19 protein-coding genes and 1 riboswitch are annotated in these 19,489 nt (G+C 60.7%); of the genes, 9 read left to right on the forward strand and 10 right to left on the reverse strand.

All coding sequences use genetic code 11. The annotated features are described in order from the left end of the window. Positions 1 to 18: 18 nt before the first annotated feature. The 4 genes from ACA041_RS24710 to rpoE form a co-directional block, all read right to left on the reverse strand. Positions 19 to 1,446 (reverse strand): DegQ family serine endoprotease, encoded by a 1,428-nt coding sequence (locus ACA041_RS24710; protein ID WP_497438230.1) that lies wholly within the window; start codon positions 1,444 to 1,446, stop codon positions 19 to 21. Positions 1,447 to 1,655: 209 nt separating this feature from the next. After that, a complete protein-coding gene (locus ACA041_RS24715) occupies positions 1,656 to 2,618 on the reverse strand; it encodes a MucB/RseB C-terminal domain-containing protein (RefSeq protein ID WP_497438231.1) in 963 nt (320 codons plus the stop codon). Between the two features lie 8 nt (positions 2,619 to 2,626). After that, positions 2,627 to 3,214 carry a sigma-E factor negative regulatory protein gene (locus ACA041_RS24720; protein ID WP_497438233.1) on the reverse strand — a complete coding sequence of 196 codons (588 nt, stop codon included), beginning with the start codon at positions 3,212 to 3,214 and terminating at the stop codon, positions 2,627 to 2,629. A gap of 30 nt (positions 3,215 to 3,244) precedes the next feature. Continuing rightward, complete coding sequence (rpoE, locus tag ACA041_RS24725; protein WP_007944079.1) at positions 3,245 to 3,826, reverse strand: RNA polymerase sigma factor RpoE/AlgU; 582 nt, start codon at positions 3,824 to 3,826, stop codon at positions 3,245 to 3,247. A gap of 559 nt (positions 3,827 to 4,385) precedes the next feature. On the opposite strand from rpoE, the gene nadB reads away from it, so the two are divergent. Then, a complete protein-coding gene (nadB, locus tag ACA041_RS24730) occupies positions 4,386 to 6,002 on the forward strand; it encodes an L-aspartate oxidase (protein WP_497438234.1) in 1,617 nt (538 codons plus the stop codon). Here the strand turns inward: nadB and ACA041_RS24735 are convergent. Next, a complete protein-coding gene (locus ACA041_RS24735) occupies positions 5,971 to 6,423 on the reverse strand; it encodes a protein YgfX (protein ID WP_497438235.1) in 453 nt (150 codons plus the stop codon). The two genes, nadB and ACA041_RS24735, sit on opposite strands and share 32 nt — an antisense overlap. Continuing rightward, the gene (locus ACA041_RS24740) at positions 6,407 to 6,661 is read right to left on the reverse strand and encodes an FAD assembly factor SdhE (RefSeq protein ID WP_007944081.1); all 255 of its coding nucleotides are present in this window, start codon (positions 6,659 to 6,661) and stop codon (positions 6,407 to 6,409) included. Before ACA041_RS24740 ends, ACA041_RS24735 begins: the two co-directional genes overlap by 17 nt. A 149-nt stretch (positions 6,662 to 6,810) precedes the next feature. Here ACA041_RS24740 and ygfZ point away from each other — a divergent pair, with 149 nt between their 5' ends. Then, on the forward strand, positions 6,811 to 7,752 hold the full coding sequence (ygfZ, locus tag ACA041_RS24745; RefSeq protein WP_497438236.1) for a CAF17-like 4Fe-4S cluster assembly/insertion protein YgfZ: 942 nt from the start codon (positions 6,811 to 6,813) through the stop codon (positions 7,750 to 7,752). 34 nt (positions 7,753 to 7,786) lie between these two features. After that, positions 7,787 to 8,608, forward strand: coding sequence for an HDOD domain-containing protein (locus ACA041_RS24750; RefSeq protein WP_497438237.1), 822 nt, complete (start codon positions 7,787 to 7,789; stop codon positions 8,606 to 8,608). 120 nt (positions 8,609 to 8,728) lie between these two features. Here ACA041_RS24750 and ACA041_RS24755 read toward each other — a convergent pair whose 3' ends face one another. Continuing rightward, a complete protein-coding gene (locus tag ACA041_RS24755) occupies positions 8,729 to 10,120 on the reverse strand; it encodes a sensor histidine kinase (RefSeq protein ID WP_497438238.1) in 1,392 nt (463 codons plus the stop codon). After that, positions 10,113 to 10,784 (reverse strand): response regulator, encoded by a 672-nt coding sequence (locus ACA041_RS24760; protein ID WP_497438239.1) that lies wholly within the window; start codon positions 10,782 to 10,784, stop codon positions 10,113 to 10,115. Before ACA041_RS24760 ends, ACA041_RS24755 begins: the two co-directional genes overlap by 8 nt. 381 nt (positions 10,785 to 11,165) lie before the next feature. Here ACA041_RS24760 and ACA041_RS24765 point away from each other — a divergent pair, with 381 nt between their 5' ends. The 4 genes from ACA041_RS24765 to ACA041_RS24780 are packed head-to-tail and all read left to right on the forward strand — an operon-like array spanning position 11,166 to position 15,204. After that, on the forward strand, positions 11,166 to 12,143 hold the full coding sequence (locus ACA041_RS24765) for a Bug family tripartite tricarboxylate transporter substrate binding protein (RefSeq protein WP_497438240.1): 978 nt from the start codon (positions 11,166 to 11,168) through the stop codon (positions 12,141 to 12,143). 59 nt (positions 12,144 to 12,202) lie between these two features. Beyond that, complete coding sequence (locus tag ACA041_RS24770; protein ID WP_497438241.1) at positions 12,203 to 12,661, forward strand: tripartite tricarboxylate transporter TctB family protein; 459 nt, start codon at positions 12,203 to 12,205, stop codon at positions 12,659 to 12,661. 1 nt (position 12,662) lies between these two features. Next, positions 12,663 to 14,177: a tripartite tricarboxylate transporter permease gene (locus ACA041_RS24775; protein ID WP_497438242.1), complete on the forward strand. Its 1,515-nt coding sequence runs from the start codon at positions 12,663 to 12,665 to the stop codon at positions 14,175 to 14,177. Next, the gene (locus tag ACA041_RS24780; protein ID WP_497438243.1) at positions 14,170 to 15,204 is read left to right on the forward strand and encodes an AbrB family transcriptional regulator; all 1,035 of its coding nucleotides are present in this window, start codon (positions 14,170 to 14,172) and stop codon (positions 15,202 to 15,204) included. Before ACA041_RS24775 ends, ACA041_RS24780 begins: the two co-directional genes overlap by 8 nt. Positions 15,205 to 15,297: 93 nt before the next feature. On the opposite strand, the gene ung is transcribed toward ACA041_RS24780, so the two are convergent. Beyond that, a complete protein-coding gene (ung, locus tag ACA041_RS24785; RefSeq protein ID WP_497438244.1) occupies positions 15,298 to 15,990 on the reverse strand; it encodes a uracil-DNA glycosylase in 693 nt (230 codons plus the stop codon). A gap of 132 nt (positions 15,991 to 16,122) precedes the next feature. On the opposite strand from ung, the gene dspII reads away from it, so the two are divergent. Continuing rightward, positions 16,123 to 17,226 (forward strand): enoyl-CoA hydratase/isomerase DspII, encoded by a 1,104-nt coding sequence (dspII, locus tag ACA041_RS24790; RefSeq protein ID WP_497438245.1) that lies wholly within the window; start codon positions 16,123 to 16,125, stop codon positions 17,224 to 17,226. A 125-nt stretch (positions 17,227 to 17,351) separates the two neighbouring features. On the opposite strand, the gene ACA041_RS24795 is transcribed toward dspII, so the two are convergent. Further along, positions 17,352 to 17,825 carry a hypothetical protein gene (locus tag ACA041_RS24795; protein WP_497438246.1) on the reverse strand — a complete coding sequence of 158 codons (474 nt, stop codon included), beginning with the start codon at positions 17,823 to 17,825 and terminating at the stop codon, positions 17,352 to 17,354. Positions 17,826 to 18,259: 434 nt separating this feature from the next. Further along, positions 18,260 to 18,360: riboswitch (guanidine-I (ykkC/yxkD leader) on the forward strand. A gap of 61 nt (positions 18,361 to 18,421) precedes the next feature. On the opposite strand from ACA041_RS24795, the gene ACA041_RS24800 reads away from it, so the two are divergent. Further along, positions 18,422 to 19,489, forward strand: a complete 1,068-nt coding sequence (locus ACA041_RS24800; protein ID WP_497438247.1) for a putative urea ABC transporter substrate-binding protein — start codon at positions 18,422 to 18,424, stop codon at positions 19,487 to 19,489.

The following is a 19,489-nucleotide window of genomic DNA, read 5'->3' on the forward strand; positions in this document are numbered from 1 at the left end:
CCGATACCGACAACCGGATTACTCAGCCAGTTTGAAGGTGATGAAGCTTGCGCGACCTTGACGCAGGACCCGCATCGACACCGAACGGTTCTTTGGCAGTGCCTGGGCGATATCGGTGAACTCCTTGGTGGAGCCAATCGCCTGATTGTTCAGGTGAGTGATCACGTCGCCAGGCTGCAAGCCGATCAGGGAAGCAGGGCCGTCCTGGACCTCCTTGATGACAACACCGCCTTTGAGGTCGTAGGTTTTCTTCTGCTCGGCGGTCAGCTCGGCCACGGAAACACCCAGGCGATTGCTGCTGCGCTCGAGACTGGATTTTGGCAGGGCATCCAGCTCTTTGCCTTCTTCAGGAATAGCGCCAACCGTCAGTTCGACGTTCTTGCGCTTGCCTTCGCGAATCACTTCCAGGTCCGCTTTCGAGCCGGCCTTCAGTGCACCTACCAGATGCGGCAGATCGGCGGACATGACGATCGGTTGACCGTTCATGGTCAGGATCACGTCGCCCACTTGCAGGCCACCCTTGGCCGCCGGGCCGTCATCCTGGATCTGCGCCACCAGCGCACCGGCAGGCTTCTCAAGACCGAACGACTCGGCCAGGTCCTTGTTCACTTCCTGAATCACGACGCCCAACCAGCCACGACTGACCTTGCCACCGCTTTTCAGCTGATTGGAAACGTCCATGGCCACGTCGATCGGAATCGCGAAGGACACGCCCATGAAGCCGCCCGAACGGGTGTAGATCTGCGAGTTGATCCCTACCACTTCGCCCGCCAGGTTGAACAGCGGACCACCGGAGTTACCCGGGTTGATCGGCACGTCGGTCTGGATGAACGGCACATAGTTTTCGTTCGGCAGACTGCGGCCGACGGCGCTGACAATGCCTTGGGTCACGGTATGGTCGAAACCGAACGGCGAGCCGATTGCCACGACCCATTGCCCGGCTTTCAGGTCCTGGGATTTGCCGAGCTTGAGCACCGGCAGGTCCTTGCCTTCGATTTTCAGCAGGGCCACGTCGGAACGCGGATCGGTGCCGACCAGCTTGGCTTTCAATTCGCTGCGGTCAGCCAGGCGGACGAGGATTTCGTCGGCATCGGCAATCACGTGGTTGTTGGTCAGGATGTAGCCGTCAGGCGAAATGATGAAACCCGAACCCAGGGACTGGGCCTCACGCTGACGATCACCGCGTGGCGTACGCGGTTGTGGCGGCATGCCGCGCTCGAAGAACTCGCGCAGCATCGGCGGCAAGCCCTCAAGGTCGGGCATCTGCTGGTTCACTTTACGGTCCGGCAGTTTCTGCGTGGTACTGATGTTCACCACCGCAGGCGAAGCCTGCTCCACCAGCTGCGTGAAATCAGGCAGTTCCACCGCTTGCGCAGGAATCGCCTGGCCAAGCACCAGTACGGTGGCAAAAACGGAGAGATAAGACTTCAAACTGAGTATCGACATACAGCTCCCATTACGACGAGCAGGGTTAAGCGATATGGAGCAAGGAACACCGGTCACGACGGGCCGGTATTTTTGTTCCGGGAACAACAAACAAGGCCAGAGCCGAGATGCTCTGACCTATAAAAAATTTTCGGGATATTTGCAAATGAAAATGCTCAGCAAACATTTCGACGTCTCGCAGACGAGGTGGAAATGGCCGAAAAATCAGCTCATTGCTTGCTGGTCGCAGCGCTGTCGTTACGCATGGACAGCGCAATGCGTTCAGCGGTGCCAATAGGGATTTCACCGACCACGGTGACCATCATTTTGCCTTCAGGGGTATCCAGGCGCCGCGATACTGCAACGGTCGGACCCAACTGAACGCGGGTATCGGTGACTGTTGCGCCATTCAGTGGCTCGAGAAATACCGAGAAACGGGCGAGACCATCGCCGTACATCAGACTATCGACCTGAATCTTGGTCTGCGGATCCTTGCGTGCGGAACTGCTGGTCAGCTCGAAACCGGGCGGCAACCAGTCCGAATGCCAGACTTGGGCAACCTTGGCTGCGGAAGCCTTGTCGCTATCAAGGGCAACTGTCTTGCAATCGTCGCCCGGCTGCAGATCTTTGTCAGCCAGCACGTCGGTGGTATTGAGTTGGGTGAACTGGAATCGCTCCAGCAATTGCCCTTTGTCATTGAGCAGCAATGACTTGAGAGGCAGGCCGGTTTCTTGATCCAGATGCAGTTCGAAGCCGTAGCGATGCTGATCGCGAGGCGTCAGGGAAATGATCACTGCCGAACGCCCGGCCACACGCGACTTGCCAACGACGGCAAGGTCATACCAATTCTTGAGCTTTTGAGGATCGAGTGCACGAGCAGCGGAATTCGGGGAATCCCCAAGTCCTGCGATCAGGGTGCCGCTGACGCATTGAGTATGCCCATCAATACGCACGACTTCCTGCGCCGAGCCGTCGAGCTGGAGTAAACGCTCGCGGACTTTGCCATCCTGGACGCTGTGCCAGATGTTATGGGTAGAAAAACTACCGTTACGCTCGTAGACGAAAGTACCGTGAAAGCTTTGCTGTTGCTCGGCCTGGCCCAGACGGATCAACCAGTTCCGGGCTTCGTCGGCATGGGCTGGAACAACGAACCAGCCACCGAGCAGAAGCGTAAGTAGAGGTATGGAGCGCATGGTCCTCCTTAACGGTTTTCCAGACTTGCTGCACGAGCGTAAGGCAACGCGCTCTCAGTACCTTTCAGGGCTGCCTGTTGAGCATGTTGGCGCAAGTAGCCTGGCAAACGCTGATCATGCCAGCCTGGCTGACCTTGCAATACACCATTGGCCATTGGACCGGTGGCGTCCGAACTCTCATTGTAGCCTGCCAGGACAGCTGGACCCTTGACCTGAGGAGCGGCCAGACCCTGCTGAGTGGATTGCTGGGCCAGTTCGACACCGGCGATCTCGTCCTGGTTGTACAGACGAACACCTGCCAATACCGCAACCGTAACTGAAGCAGCGACTGCCAGACGACCCAAGCTGCGCCATGGACCACGGGAAGCTTTTGCCGGTACCGCTTCATCGGCCAACGCTGCGGACACTGCCGAGGCAATATCCAGACGTGGAAGCAGCAGATCCTTGTGCATCACTGCCCGAGCGATTTGATAACGAGCCCATGTTTCACGGGTTTCAACATCGTCAAAGGCATTCAATACCCGACGCAATTCCAGTTCGTCCGCTTCGTTATCCATCACTGCGGACAGCGATTCCTGCAGGGCTTCACGACTCATGGCGTTCCTCTCTTGGCTATCGCCGCTGTCTCAGTTTTCCTGCAACAACGGCTGCAGGGCTTTATCGATGGCTTCCCGAGCGCGGAAAATCCGGGAGCGCACGGTACCCACCGGACATTGCATGACGGCCGCAATGTCCTCGTAACTCAGACCATCGAATTCACGTAAAGTTAAGGCTGTACGCAAATCTTCTGGAAGTTGCTGGATGGTTCGATGGACGGTGCCTTCGATCTCATCGCGCAGCAATGCACGTTCTGGCGACTCGAGGTCCTTGAGGCCATGATCGCCATCGTAGAACTCTGCATCCTCGGAACTGACATCGCTATCAGGCGGCCGGCGGCCGCGTGAAACCAGATAGTTTTTCGCCGTATTAATGGCGATGCGGTAAAGCCACGTGTAAAACGCGCTGTCTCCGCGAAAATTTCCAAGTGCACGGTACGCCTTGATAAAGGCTTCCTGTGCTACGTCCTGGGCTTCATGGGTGTCGTGCACGAAACGCACGATCAACCCGAGAATTTTGTGCTGGTATTTCAGCACTAGCAGATCAAATGCCCGCTTGTCGCCGCGCTGAACGCGTTCGACCAGCTGCTGATCCTCTTCCTGGGTTAGCATGAACACTCCTCGATAAGCTCGGAGGAGGCTTGCATAACTAAACAACCAGGCTTGCAAACATAGACTCGGGCTTTTCGCAAAAGTTCTCCCCCTCCAAGCAAGTTTCCTGCGGGCTCTGATTTGGCACGCACGAAAAGCGCAGCGCGAGTTGACCCGGCTGCGCGAATAATCTTGTCATCGGTTTCGCCGGTGAAGATCAAACCACGACCCAGCACTGAAAGCCGACACTGTCCCTTGATTCAGGCAACCGTCTATTGATCTTGGGTCTTTGGCAAAAGTTCCAAATATTTATAGCCGTGCCGAGCCGACATTGTGCAACCCTGAACAGAAAAAGGGTGTTAAATCCACGATACAGTCGTGTTGTCGGCGAACCATCGGAAAAATCATCCGACGAAGCGTCCCCTTTTTGCCGTCACAGTAGTTTCACAATGCCATACCAGCTCGGCTATTGTGCCGATCCACCCCTCTATATACTAGAGGGCTGTGTGGCTGTCTTGACTCGCCGATCCAGGCGTCATGCGCCAACCCCGACCCGGGTCGCTTTGAGCGGAATCCTGAAATGAGCCAACAGTTTCAACATGATGTTCTGGTAATTGGCAGCGGTGCTGCCGGCTTGAGCCTTGCGCTGACCTTGCCCGGTCATTTGCGCATCGCCGTACTGAGCAAAGGCGACCTCGCCAATGGCTCGACTTTCTGGGCCCAGGGCGGTGTCGCGGCCGTCCTGGATGACACCGACACCGTTGAATCCCACGTCGACGACACCCTCAATGCCGGCGGTGGCCTGTGTCACGAAGACGCTGTGCGCTTTACCGTCGAGCACAGTAAAGAGGCGATTCAATGGTTGATCGACCAAGGCGTGCCGTTCACCCGCGATGAACAGTCCGGCACCGAGGACGGTGGATTCGAGTTCCACCTGACCCGCGAAGGTGGCCACAGTCATCGGCGCATCATCCATGCTGCCGACGCCACGGGCGCAGCGATTTTCCGGACCTTGCTCGACAAGGCCAGGCTAAGACCGAACATCGAACTGCTGGAACAGCGGGTCGCGATCGACCTGATCACCGAAAAACGCCTGGGCCTTGAAGGTGATCGCTGCCTTGGCGCCTACGTGCTCAACCGTGCCACCGGCGAAGTCGACACCTACGGCGCGCGCTTTGTGATCCTCGCGTCCGGTGGCGCCGCCAAGGTCTATCTCTATACCAGCAACCCTGACGGTGCCTGTGGTGACGGCATCGCCATGGCCTGGCGTTCCGGCTGCCGGGTGGCGAACCTGGAATTCAACCAGTTTCACCCCACCTGCCTGTATCACCCGCTAGCCAAGAGTTTCCTGGTCACCGAAGCCCTGCGCGGCGAAGGTGCGCACCTGAAGCTGCCCAACGGCGAACGTTTCATGCAGCGCTTCGACCCGCGCGCCGAACTGGCCCCACGGGACATCGTCGCCCGGGCCATCGACCATGAGATGAAGCGCCTGGGGGTCGATTGCGTTTACCTGGACATCAGCCACAAACCCGAAGCGTTCATCAAGGCCCATTTCCCGACGGTGTACGAGCGCTGCCTCGAGTTCTCCATCGACATCACCAAGCAACCGATCCCGGTGGTACCGGCGGCGCACTACACCTGCGGCGGCGTGATGGTCGATCAGCAGGGCCGCACCGACGTGCCAGGCTTGTACGCCATTGGCGAAACCAGCTTCACCGGCCTGCACGGGGCCAATCGCATGGCCAGCAACTCGTTGCTGGAATGCTTCGTCTACGCGCGTTCGGCAGCGGCGGACATTCTTCAGCAGCTGCCCCAGGTGTCGATCCCGATCGCCCTGCCCGTCTGGGATGCGAGCCAGGTCACCGATTCCGACGAAGACGTGATCATTGCGCACAACTGGGACGAACTGCGGAGGTTCATGTGGGACTACGTCGGTATCGTGCGCACCAACAAGCGCTTGCAGCGGGCACAGCACCGCGTGCGCCTGTTGCTGGACGAAATCGACGAGTTCTACAGCAATTACAAGGTCAGTCGCGACCTGATCGAGTTGCGTAACCTGGCCCAGGTGGCAGAGTTGATGATCCAGTCAGCCATGGAGCGCAAGGAAAGCCGAGGCCTGCATTACACCCTCGACTACCCGGACATGCTGCCGGTCGCCCTGGACACTATTCTGGTGCCGCCCACCTACGTCGACTGAACTTGAGCCGGACCCGCAGGCGTCGGTGCAGATCCGCCGCCTGTGAATCCCGGGGCACACAGATCGATCTGGCATGCCGCTCACCGCGCAGACGAAAACGCAGCACCACGATCAAGGGTAGCGCCAGGCTGTCCGGGCGCAGTTGCACCGGTTGCCAGCCTGCTGCCCGGCTCCATAGCTGCCAGCCGTTGCCGTCGTGACGCAAACCGCAAAATGCCTGCGGATGCGTCAACAGAACCTGGCGCGGCAATACCCAGGCGCCGTGCGTCACGCACAGCGCTACGCCGAGCAGACTGGCCCAGACGGGTATGGACAACAGAAACAACGAAGCCAGCGCGAACAGCTGGGCCAACAGATACACCGCCAGCAGCTGCCGCGAGGCATGCCAGCGGCATTCGAACGAATTACTTGGGCTGGACACGATCCAGGATCATTCGCACCATGCGCTGCAGTTCCGGATCTTCAGATTCGGCGCGTTCCATGAACCAGCCGAACATGTCCTGGTCTTCGCATTCGAGCAGCTTGCGATAGCAATCGCGGTCGACATCGTTGAGGTGCGGATAGACCTCCTTCACGAACGGCACCAGCAACACGTCAAGTTCAAGCATGCCGCGACGGCTGTGCCAGTAGAGGCGATTCAGTTCAACATCTTCGACCATGGAGCGCTCCTCAAATAGGCGGCAAGTATACAGCCCCGGGCGGAGTCGGACACTCGGCTTTGGTCGGGCAACACCGCTCTTTTGTGAACTACCCATTTCATGGGCGCCCCCTTATGATGTCCCCCAGACTCTTTATCCTGCGATGACCCATGGCCGATTCTGCTTTTTTCTGCACCCTGTCTCACGAAGGCGTTCTCGCGGTCCGCGGCGCGGATGCCGGTAAATTCCTGCAAGGCCAATTGACCTGCAACCTCGACTACCTGAGCGCCACCCGGGCCAGTCTTGGCGCACGTTGCACGCAGAAAGGCCGGATGCAATCGAGTTTCCGCATCTTGCTCGAGGGTGACGGCGTTCTGCTGGCCATGGCCACCGAACTGCTGGAACCGCAACTGGCCGACCTGAAGAAGTACGCGGTGTTCTCCAAATCCAGGCTGACGGATGAAAGCGCCGCCTGGGTTCGCTTCGGCATCGAACATGGCGATGCGGCCCTGGCCAGCCTGGGTCTCGGGCTGCCGGCAGACATCGACAGTGTCGTGCGCAATGACGGTCTGATCGCCATCCGCGTCTCCCCGGACCGCGTCGAACTCTGGGTTGGCGCCGATCAGGCAGACGCTATCAAGGGCAAGTTGACCGCCCTGCTGGCCGAAGGCGAGCTGAATCAATGGCTGCTCGGTCAGGTCCGCGCCGGCGTCGGTCAGGTCATGCCCGGTACCCGTGAACTGTTCATCCCGCAGATGCTCAACTTGCAAGCCGTCGGTGGTGTGAGCTTCAAGAAAGGGTGCTACACCGGGCAGGAAATCGTCGCGCGGATGCAGTACCTGGGCAAACTCAAGCGTCGCCTGTATCGCCTGCAACTGGATGCCAGCGAATTGCCAGAGCCTGGCACTCCACTGTTTTCGCCGACCCATGGCAGCGCTATCGGTGAAGTGGTGCTCGCCGCCCGCGCCGAGCAAAACATTGAACTCCTGGCGGTGTTGCAAGCCGAAGCAGCAGAAGGTGGCGATATTCATCTGGCCGCGCTCGAAGGGCCAGCCCTGCACCTGCTCGACCTGCCTTATCAACTGGATCGCGATCGCGAAATCCAGCGTTGACGGCAGCACTTGGCGCAACACCCAGAGATAAGAAATGAGCAAGCTGGCGGATAAGGTCCAACAGGATTTGGTTGCGGCCATCGATAACGATGACCTGGTTCTGCCAACGTTACCGGAAGTGGCCCTGCAGATTCGCAAGGCCGCCGAAGACCCGGAAATCAGTGTCAGCACCCTGAGCAAAGTGATCAGCCGCGATACGGCGTTGTCGGCGCGCCTGATCAAAGTGGTCAACAGCCCGCTGCTGCGCGCGACCCGGGAAGTTACTGACCTGCACACGGCGATCACTCGCCTGGGCGTCAATTACAGCAGCAACCTGGCGATCGGCCTGGTGATGGAGCAGATTTTCCACGCCCGTTCCGAGGTGGTGGAACAGAAGATGCGCGACGTCTGGCGCAAGAGCCTGGAAATCGCCGGGGTCAGTTATGCGCTGTGCCGCGGCTATACCCAACTCAAGCCCGATCAGGCGGCATTGGGTGGGCTGGTGCATCAGATCGGCGTGCTGCCGATCCTGACCTACGCCGAAGATCACAATGAACTGCTGTCGGATTCGATCAGCCTGAACCATGTGATCGACCAGATTCATCCATTGATCGGCGACAAGCTGCTCAGGGTCTGGGAATTTCCGGAAATGCTGGTGCAGCTGCCGGGGAGCTACCTGGATTTCGACCGCCAGTCGGCACGGGTCGATTATGTCGACCTGGTGCAGGTGGCTTGCCTGTTTTGCTACAAGGGCACGGACCACCCGCTCGCCGGGATCGATGCGTCGAGCGTGCCGGCGTTCCAGAAGCTGGGGATTGATCTGGACAACGAGGTCAGGTGCAGGGCGCTGGAAGAATCGCGATCGATGTTTTATTGATCAAGACCGCGTCGCGTCCTTCGCGAGCAGGCTCGCTCCCACAATTGATTGCATTTCTCCAGGAGGAACTCGGTCAATGTGGGAGCGAGCCTGCTCGCGAAGAGGCCAGCACAAACACCCTCACTCCCCCGCAATAAAACTCACCCGCACCTTCAACCCCGCATGCTCGCCATCATGCAGGCTGATCTGCGCCAGATGTGCACGGCAGATTTCGCCGACAATCGCCAGGCCCAACCCGGACCCGGCCACTTGCTGATTGCGTCGATAGAAACGCTCGAACACCCGATCACGTTCCTCAAGGGGGATCCCGGGACCGTCGTCCTCGACCTCCAGCACCGCCGGCGCGGTCACCCGCAAGATCACATTGCCGCCTGATGGCGTGTGTGCCAGCGCGTTATCCACCAGATTGCTCAGCAATTCATTCAACAGCGTCGGCTCACCGCGCAGCCACACCGGTTCATCCGCTTCCAGCGCCAGGGCCACGCCACGCTTGTGCGCCAGTGGCGCCATGGCCATGCCGAGTTCGCGCGCCAACTGGCTCAGGTCCAGCAACTGCGCGCCGCCCTCGGCGATCGCCCGCGCGCCATTCTCCACCCGTGCCAGGGACAGCAGCTGGTTCGCCAGATGGGTCAGGCGATCCGTGCCCTGGGCGGCTGTTTCCAGGGTGCTGCGCCAGGTCTGCGGTTCGGTCGAGCGCAGACCCAGTTCGAGCCGGGCCTTGAGCGCCGCCAAGGGCGTACGCAGTTCATGGGCGGCATCGGCAATGAACTGCGCCTGACGTTCGAACTGCCCGCGCAGGCGTTCGGTGAAGTGATTGAGCGCGCGCACCAGCGGCCACAACTCATGTTGCACTTCCACCAGGGGCAACGGCCGCAAATCATCGGGCTGACGCTCCTCCACCGCCGTGCGCAAGCGCTCCAGCGGACGCAGGGCCGCGCTGACCGCAAACCACACCATCAACAACGCACCGATCGCCAACATTCCAAGCCGCAACAAGGTGTCCGCCGCCAGGCTGCGCGCCATGCTGACCCGCGCCTCATCGGTTTCCGCCACACGGATTTCCGCCATGCCGTTCATGTTCGGCTCGCTCACGGGCTTGAGCAGGCTCACCACGCGGACATTCTGCCCCTGGTATTTAGCGTTGTAGAAGCGCGCCAGCGCCGGATAGTCGTCCGTGCGCGGCGTACCCGGCGGCGGTGGCGGAAGGTTTTCGTAGCCGGAAATCAGCTTCTGGTTGATGTCGTTGACCAGGTAGAAAATCCGCCCGGCGCTGTCGTAGGCAAAGGTGTCCAGGGCCACATAAGGCACGTCGAGGCTGAGGCTGCCGTCGCGCTCGGACAGGCCGGCCGCGATGGTCCGCGCCGAGGCCAGCAACGTCCGGTCATAAGCGGTGTCGGCCGCTTCGCGACCGTTCCAGTACGCACTCAAACCACTGGCCAGCATCAATACCACCAGCAACAGCGCGAGGTTCCACAGCAACCGCCAGCGCAGGCTGCTGGGCTTATTATGCATCGCGGCTTTCCAGCAAATAGCCGAGACCGCGGAACGTCACGATGGCGACCGGCTGCCCGTCGAGCTTCTTGCGCAAGCGGTGGACGTAGATCTCGATGGCGTCGGGGCTGGCTTCTTCGTCCAGCCCAAACACCTGGGAGGCCAATTGCTCTTTGCTCATCACCCGGCCGGGACGGGCGATCAGGGCTTCGAGCACGGCCTGCTCGCGGGAGGTCAGCGTCAGCAGTTCATCGCCGAGGGTAAAGCGCCGGGTGTCCAGATCGTACGCCAGCACGCCACAGGTCTGCTGGCGTTCGCCGCCGAGCACGCTGCGGCGCAGCAAGGCTTTGACCCGGGCTTCGAGCTCGGTCAGTTCGAACGGCTTGGCCAGGTAATCGTCGGCGCCGAGGTTAAGGCCATGGACCCGGTCCTTGACGTCGCTGCGGGCGGTCAGCATCAGCACCGGCAGGTTCTTGCCCCGGGCCCGCAGGCGCGCCAGCACTTCGAAACCATCCATGCGCGGCAGGCCGACGTCGAGGATCGCCATGGCGTACTCCTCGCTGCTCAAGGCCAGGTCGGCGGCCACGCCGTCGTGCAGCACATCCACGGTCAGGCCGGTGCTCTTGAGCGCCTGGGCGACACTTTCGGCGAGCTGCAGATGGTCTTCGACGAGCAGAACACGCATGGATCTTTACCTCATTCAGGGATGTTCGACGCCATTCTTTGGCGCGGAGTTTACAGCCGCATCCGCCTCTGTGAACCCCGAAAACCGTGAAAGTCGGCTGAAAGGTTAGCGAAAGGTTCGATCGGTAGAGTCGGCCCACGGATGGTTTCGACTGCAAGCCATCGGCTCGTGCTTTGAAATGTAGCTCCCGAAAAGCGCCTCGATGCGTTTTCGCCAATAAGAACAATAACGAGGTACTGCACCATGCTGTCCCTACAGCTTCAAGCTCGCTCTCCCCTTCCTTTCCCATCGTTTTCGCTCGCCAGGGCCGAACCCGGCTGCACGGCGCAACACAGCCGCATCTGAAACATCCTAAAAACAACAACTCCCCTGGAGACAACAATGAATCGATCCCTGCGCCGTTTCGCCCTCGCCGCCAGCTGTGTGCTGTTTGCCGGCCAACTGATGGCCGAGCCCAAACGCCCGGAATGCATCGCCCCGGCCTCGCCAGGCGGCGGTTTCGACCTCACCTGCAAACTGGTGCAAAGCGCGCTGGTGAACCAGAAATTGCTGAGCAAACCGATGCGCGTGACCTACATGCCGGGCGGTGTCGGCGCCGTAGCGTACAACGCGGTGGTGGCGCAGCGTCCGGCCGACGCCGGCACGCTGGTGGCCTGGTCCAGCGGTTCGCTGCTGAACCTGGCCCAGGGCAAATTCGGTCGTTTCGATGAAAACGCCGTGCGCTGGCTGGCGGCAGTCGGCACCAGCTATGGCGCCATCGCGGTGAAAAACGATTCGCCCTACAAAAACCTCGACGACCTGGTCAAGGCGCTGAAGAAAGACCCGAGCTCCGTGGTCATCGGGTCCGGTGGTACCGTCGGCAGCCAGGACTGGATGCAGACCGCCCTGATCGCCAAGGCCGCCGGGATCAACCCGCGCGACTTGCGGTATGTCGCCCTCGAAGGCGGCGGCGAAATTGCCACCGCGCTGCTCGGCGGCCACATCCAGGTCGGCAGCACCGACATCTCCGACTCCATGCCGCACATCCTGAGCGGCGACATGCGTCTGCTCGCGGTGTTCTCCGAAAAACGTCTGGACGAGCCGGAAATGAAAGACATCCCGACCGCCAAAGAGCAAGGCTACGACATCGTCTGGCCGGTGGTACGCGGTTTCTACCTCGGGCCAAAAGTCAGCGACGAAGACTACGCCTGGTGGAAAGACTCCTTCGACAAACTCCTGGCCTCGGACGAATTCGCCAAGCTGCGCGATCAGCGCGAGCTCTTCCCGTTCGCCATGACCGGCCCCGAGCTGGATACCTACGTGAAGAAGCAGGTTGCCGACTACAAAGTGCTGGCCAAAGAGTTCGGCCTGATTCAGTGATCGCCTCTGTCTAGCGGCTGCGGCTCCGTACTCCCGGGGCCGTGGCACAGGAGTTTTCCATGCTCTTACAACGCATTTTCGCTTCGGTGCTGTTGCTGGCCTGCATCGGCCTGGCACTGATGGCGTGGCCGTATCAAGCGGCTTTTTCCTACGAACCGGTCGGACCACGCGCCTTTCCGCTGTTGATGCTTGGCCTGATGGGCCTTGGCCTGCTGTACATGGTGATTCGCCCGACGCCGATCGTGCACAGCGATGATGACCCGAAACTCGACCGCGAGACCCTGATCAAAATCGGCATCTGCGTGCTGCTGTTGCTGTTGTTCGCCGGGACCTTCGAGCCCCTTGGTTTCATCGTCGCGAGCATTCTGATCGGGATCCCGATGGCACGCCTGTATGGCGGCCGCTGGCTGCCCAGTACGGTGATCATCAGCCTGATGGCCATCGGTCTTTATCTGCTGTTCGACAAGTTGATGGACGTGCCACTGCCGCTGGGCGTGCTCGACGTTCTGGAGAACTGATATGGATACTCTTGGCTATTTGGGTCAGGGCTTCGGCGTCGCGCTTAGCCCGTACAACCTGGTGACCGCGCTGTGCGGCACTCTGATCGGCACCGTCGTCGGGCTGTTGCCGGGGCTGGGTCCGATCAACGGCGTGGCGTTGCTGATTCCGATCGCGTTCGCCCTCGGCCTGCCACCGGAGTCGGCGCTGATCCTACTGGCGGCGGTGTATCTGGGTTGCGAATACGGCGGCCGGATCAGCTCGATCCTGCTGAACATTCCGGGCGAAGCCTCCACCGTGATGACCACCCTCGACGGTTACCCGATGGCCCGCAAAGGCCTGGCCGGTGTGGCGTTGTCGCTGTCGGCCTGGAGCTCGTTCATCGGTGCGTTCATCGCCACCTGCGGCATGGTGCTGTTCGCCCCGCTGCTGGCGAAATGGGCGATTGCCTTCGGGCCGGCGGAATACTTCGTGCTGATGGTGTTCGCGATCGTCTGCCTGGGCGGCATGGCCGGCGATCGGCCGCTGAAGACCTTTATCGCGGCGCTGATCGGTCTGTTTCTGTCGACCGTCGGCATCGATGCCAACAGCGGTGTGTACCGTTTCACCGGGGACAACATCCATCTGACTGACGGCATTCAGTTCGTGGTGCTGGTGTTGGGACTGTTCTCCATCAGCGAAATCCTCCTGCTGCTGGAAAAAACCCATCGCGGCCAGGAAGCGGTGAAAGCCACCGGGCGCATGATGTTCAACTTCAAGGAAGCTTCGGCGGTGTTCGTGGTGAACATCCGGTGCGGTTTGCTGGGTTTCATCATGGGCGTGTTGCCGGGTGCCGGCGCGACGCTGGCCAGTGCTGTGGCCTACATGACCGAGAAACGTATCGCCGGCGCCAAGGGCACGTTCGGACAAGGCGACATGCGTGGCCTCGCGGCTCCGGAAACCGCCATCGGTGGCGCCGCCTGCGGTGCACTGGTGCCGATGCTGACCCTCGGCGTTCCGGGTTCGGGTACCACGGCGGTGATGATCGGCGCGCTGTCGCTGTACAACATCACTCCTGGCCCGCTGTTGTTCCAGCAGCAACCGGACATCGTCTGGGGCCTGATCGCGTCGTTGTTCGTCGCCAACGTGATGCTGGTGATCCTCAACATCCCGATGATCCGCATCTTCACCCGCATCCTCGCCGTGCCGAACTGGGCGCTGGTGCCGGTGATCGCCATCATCACCGGGATTGGCGTCTACGCGGTGCACGCGACCACCTTCGACCTGTTCCTGATGATCGGCATCGGCATTTTCGGCTACATCCTGCGCAAGCTGGACTTCCCGTTGTCGCCGGTGTTGCTGGGCTTCATCCTCGGCGGTCTGATGGAGCAGAACCTGCGTCGCGCCCTGTCGATTTCCAACGGTGCACTGGAAATCCTCTGGTCGAGCCCGATCACCTTCGGCGTCTGGGTGCTGACCGCGTTGATGCTGCTGATGCCGATCCTGCGGATCTGGCGCAAACGTTCGGTCGCCCGGCGCGCGCTCGCCGATGTCTGATCGAACACCGTTCAACGCCTGGTGGGGTACGCCGCTGGTTGGCGCACTGGGCGGCTACCTCGCCAGTTTGGTCGGCTGGCCGCTGCCGTGGATGGTCGGCTCGTTGCTGGCGATCATCCTGGTGCGCTGCCTGACTCCGTGGCAACTGGCGGAAATCCCTGGCGGGCGCAAGGTGGGCCAGTGGATCGTCGGCATCGGTATCGGCCTGCACTTCACCCCGGTGGTGATGGAGCAGGTGTTGAGCCACTTCGGCCTGATCTTCTTCGGTGCGTTGGTCACCAGCCTGTCGGCCGTGGTCGGGGTCTGGTTGATGCGCCGTACCGGCGAGGATCGCGCCACGGCATTTTTCTCCAGCATGCCCGGCGGTTCCGGGGAGATGGTCAACCTCGGCGCGCGTAACGGTGCGGTGCTCAGCCGGGTGGCGGCGGGGCAAAGCCTGCGGGTACTGGTGGTGGTACTTTGCGTGCCGGCAGCGTTCAAGTACTTGCTCGGCGAGGGGGCACCGGTGTTCCATCCGAGCGTCGTCGACTGGCGCTGGCTGGCCCTGCTATTCCCGGCAGGCGCCCTGGCGGCATGGCTCTGGGAACGTCTTCGTCAACCCAACCCCTGGCTGTTCGGGCCGTTGCTGGTGACTGCCGCGGTGAGCATTGGTTGGGACCTGCACATCGGCTTGCCTGATGGCGGTAGCCAGATAGGTCAATGGCTGATCGGCAGCGGGCTGGGTTGTCACTTCAACCGGCAGTTTTTCCGTCGGGCGCCATCGTTCATGGGCCGGACCTTGATCGGTACGGTGTTGACCATGTTGATCGCTACGCTGGCGGCGCTGGGGTTGAGTGCGCTGACCCATCTGGATCTGCGTTCGCTGACGTTGGGCATGATGCCCGGCGGGATTGCGGAGATGAGCCTGACAGCCGAGACCCTGCAGCTGTCGGTGCCGCTGGTGACGGCGATGCAGGTGATGCGGCTGTTGTTTGTGTTGTTTCTGGCGGAGCCGTTGTTCAAGTATTGGAACCGCAACTCAGAGTAAAGCCGCGTTGAATTCATCGCCAGCAGGCTGGCTCCCACAGGTTTTGTAATCACCGCAAAACCAATGTGGGAGCCAGCCTGCTGGCGATGCTTTTCAAATCGGTGGCAACCGCCACTCGATCGGCGTCTCGCCATTCTGTTCCAGAAACTTGTTGGTCCGGCTGAAGTGCCCGCACCCGAGAAAGCCGCGATAGGCAGACAGCGGCGACGGATGCACCGAGGTCAGCACCAGGTGCTTGGTGGCGTCGATCAGTTTCTGCTTGCTCTGGGCATGCGCCCCCCACAGCAGGAACACCAGGTGCGGCTGATGCTCGCTGACCACTTCGATGATCCGATCGGTAAAGTGCTGCCAGCCCTTGCCCGCATGGGCGTTGGCGGTGGCGCGTTCCACGGTCATGGTGGTGTTGATCATCAGCACGCCCTGGTCGGCCCAGCTTTGCAGATAGCCGTGGCTCGGGATATCGATGTTCAGGTCGCGTTTCAACTCTTTATAGATGTTCACCAGCGATGGCGGCGCCGGCACGCCCGGTTGCACCGAAAAGCACAAGCCATGGGCCTGGCCCGGACCGTGGTACGGGTCCTGACCGAGGATGACGACCTTGACCTTGTCCAGCGGCGTCGAGTTGAGCGCGTTAAAAATCATCGGACCCGGTGGATAGATCTCCTTGCCCGCCGCGCGTTCCTGTTGCAGGAAGTTACGCAACTCCGCCATGTAGGGCTGGTCGAATTCGGCACGCAGTGCCTCCTTCCAGCTCGGTTCGAGTTTGATACGGTCGTCAGCAGTCATGGTTACTTCCGGCAAAAACAATGGGGCGAACCCTAGGAAAGCCGACCATGCTTGTCAATTGATCTGACGCAGATCCGGCACTTTCTTGCACAGCGATCATACTGAACGTTCAAATTCCCGACCGAGGTCACGATGAATCTGCACTTCGAAGAACTCACCGGCACCGACGGCGCACGCATCGGCGTTGCCAGCCTGGATGCCGAAAACTCCCTCAACGCCCTGTCCCTGCCGATGATAAACGCCCTGCGCGATCAACTGGATGCCTGGGCCAAGGAACCGCAAATCGTCTGCGTGGTGTTGCGTGGCAACGGCGCCAAGGCCTTTTGCGCCGGTGGCGAGGTCCGCAGCCTGGTGGAAGCCTGTCGCGCTCACCCGGGTGAAGTGCCGCCCTTGGCCGCACACTTCTTTGCGGCGGAATATCGCCTGGACTACAGGCTGCACACCTACCCGAAACCGCTGATCTGCTGGGGGCATGGTTATGTACTGGGCGGTGGCATGGGGCTGCTGCAAGGGGCGAGTATCCGGATTGTCACGCCGAGCAGCCGCCTGGCCATGCCGGAGATCAGTATCGGCCTGTACCCGGATGTCGGCGCCAGCTGGTTCCTGTCGCGCCTGCCGGGCAAGCTCGGTTTGTTTCTCGGCCTGACCGGCGCCCATATGAACGGTCGCGATGCGATCGACCTGGACCTGGCCGACCGTTTCCTGCTCGAAGAACAGCAAGAAGAGTTGTTCGAAGGTTTGCTGCAGTTGAACTGGCAGGAACAGGTGGCGATGCAACTCAACAGTCTGCTCAAGGCCTTGCAGCAGGAGGCGCTCGGGCAGATGCCCGAAGCCCAGTGGCTGCCGCGACGTCAGCAGATCGATGAGCTGCTGGATGTCAGCGACGTACGCTGTGCCTGGAAGGCCATCAGCCAGCAGCGCGATAACACCGACCTGCTACTCAGTCGCGCGGCGAAAACCATGAGCGAAGGCTCGCCCGTGACCGCTCATCTGGTGTGGGAACAGATCGCCCGTGCCCGGCATATGTCCCTGGCTCAGGTTTTCCAGATGGAATACACCATCAGTCTCAACTGCTGCCGGCATCCGGAGTTCAGAGAGGGTGTGCGGGCACGGTTGATCGACAAGGACCAGAAACCTCACTGGCACTGGCCGGACATCAACAACGTGCCCGATGCGGTGGTGGAGGCTCATTTCCATAAGGCTTGGGAAGGTCGGCATCCCTTGGCAGACCTGTAGGAATGCTGAACAAAATGTGGGAGCGAGCCTGCTCGCGAAGAGGGAGTGTCAGATGACATCAATGCCGTCTGATAAACCGCCTTCGCGAGCAAGCTCGCTCCCACAGGTATTGCGTTTAACTCGTATTAACGGTGACCGCCTCGGCCATCGTGATCGCCGCGTCCGTTGTGGTCGCCTCGGCCGCCTCGGTTGTCCCGCCCGCCATGGCTGCGGTTGTCGTTATCCCGACCGCCGCGGCTACGGCCGTCCCAACCGCCACGGCTATGGCCATCCCAGCCGCGACTCTGATGCGCCCGATAGTCGACTCGTGGCGACGGCTGGTAATAACGCGGCGCCGATTGATACACCCGCGGCTGGTGGTAATACCGCGGAGTGGGCTGGTAATACCGTGCAGGCGGCGAATAGTACCTGCGCGGCGCCGTGTAATAACCGCCATTGGAGTAGTAAGGCCCGCCACCGGAGTAATACGGCGCAGGAGAGGTGTAGACCTCGGAACGGTAGTAGCTGGCTCCTCCATCGGAATAGGGTACGCATGCACCAAGAGACAATCCCAAAACAGCAATCAGCAGCATTCGGCGGAGTTTTATTCGACAGAGCATGGCGGCCTCCTGGACCGCGAGTGAGCCACACCAGCGACGCTGGCAGGCGACAGTCAATTATTCGGTGACTGTCGAGAGATCAGACATCGAATTCGAAATCTGGTGCGTTTGCGAAACACATTGAAACAAGACGCCGATGAAAGGTTTTTCATCCTCCATCTGCTATTAACGGTGCCAGTGGTGATATCCGCCCCGGTAATACCGCGGGCCATGGCCGCCGAAATACCGGGTGCGCCCCGCAAAGCACCTTCAGATCAGCGGCCAACACGTCCCATTGCAGTGCACTCGCGCACCATCACAAGGCAACCCCCCTTCCCTTTCCTACAGCGACTGTTGCGATTTCCTGCGGCCTAGAGCGCTTCAGCCGACTTGGCACGGCTCTCGCTTTAGCAAAGACGTGCAGGAGTCATCACAGGTTCGCGGCACCACAATTTGCAATGGCTGACTAGGGTTCCGGCTCGCTAAGGCGAGTGGCTGGTCCGAGAGTTGGCGACCTCCAGTTGAGGTTACACGGCGGGACAAAAGCCCGGGAGACAAGCCACCGTTACCGGTGCCGCGTTGACTCCTGCCCGCCCATGATCAACTGGAGAACCACCATGTCCCAGCTACGTTTACCCGCCCTGCTCGCCGCTGTCTTCGCAGCCTTCGTGAGCGTCTCGTCCCAGGCCGCCCAGAAAGACCACTTCAGCGTCTGCTGGACCCTCTACGCCGGCTGGATGCCCTGGGAGTACGCCGGCAGCCAGGGCATCGTCGACAAATGGGCGAAGAAGTACGGCATCGAGATCGATGTGGTGCAGCTCAATGACTACGTCGAATCCATCAACCAATACACCGCCGGCCAGTTCGACGGCTGCACCATGACCAACATGGACGCCCTGACCATTCCGGCGGCCGGTGGCGTCGACAGCACCGCGCTGATCGTCAGTGATTTCTCCAACGGCAACGACGGCATCGTGCTCAAGGGTGACGGCAGGAAGGTCAGCGACCTCAAGGGCATGGACGTCAATCTGGTGGAGCTGTCGGTGTCCCACTACCTGCTGGCCCGGGCACTGGACTCGGTAGACCTCACCGAGAAAGACCTGAAAGTGGTCAACACCTCCGACGCCGACATTTCCGCCGCCTTCAACACCGATCAGGTCAACGCCGTCACCACCTGGAACCCGATGCTCTCGGACATCAAGGCCAGGCCCGGGGTCACCGAAGTCTTCAACTCCAGCCAGATCCCCGGCGAAATCATGGACATGATGGTGGTCAACAGCGCCACCCTCAAGGACAACCCGGCCCTGGGCAAAGCGCTGACCGGCGCCTGGTTCGAAGTGGTCGAGCTGATGAACGCAAAAAACGCCGCCAGCAAAGCCGCCCTCGAACACATGGCCAAAGCCTCGGGCACCGACCTGGCCGGTTTCCAGTCGCAACTCGATACCACCAAATTGTTCGCCACGCCCAAGGAAGCCCTGGCCTTCTCCACCAGCAAGCAACTGCCGGAAACCATGCGCAAGGTCGCCGAGTTCTCGTTCCAGCACGGCTTGCTGGGTGAAGGCGCCAAGGACACCAGCGCCGTCGGCATGGCCTTCGCCAATGGCGTAACCAGCGGCGACAAGTCCAACCTCAAGCTGCGCTTCGACCCGACCTACGTGCAGATGGCGGCCGACGCCAAGCTGTAA

It is taken from the genome of Pseudomonas sp. LBUM1676 (genome assembly GCF_059695605.1).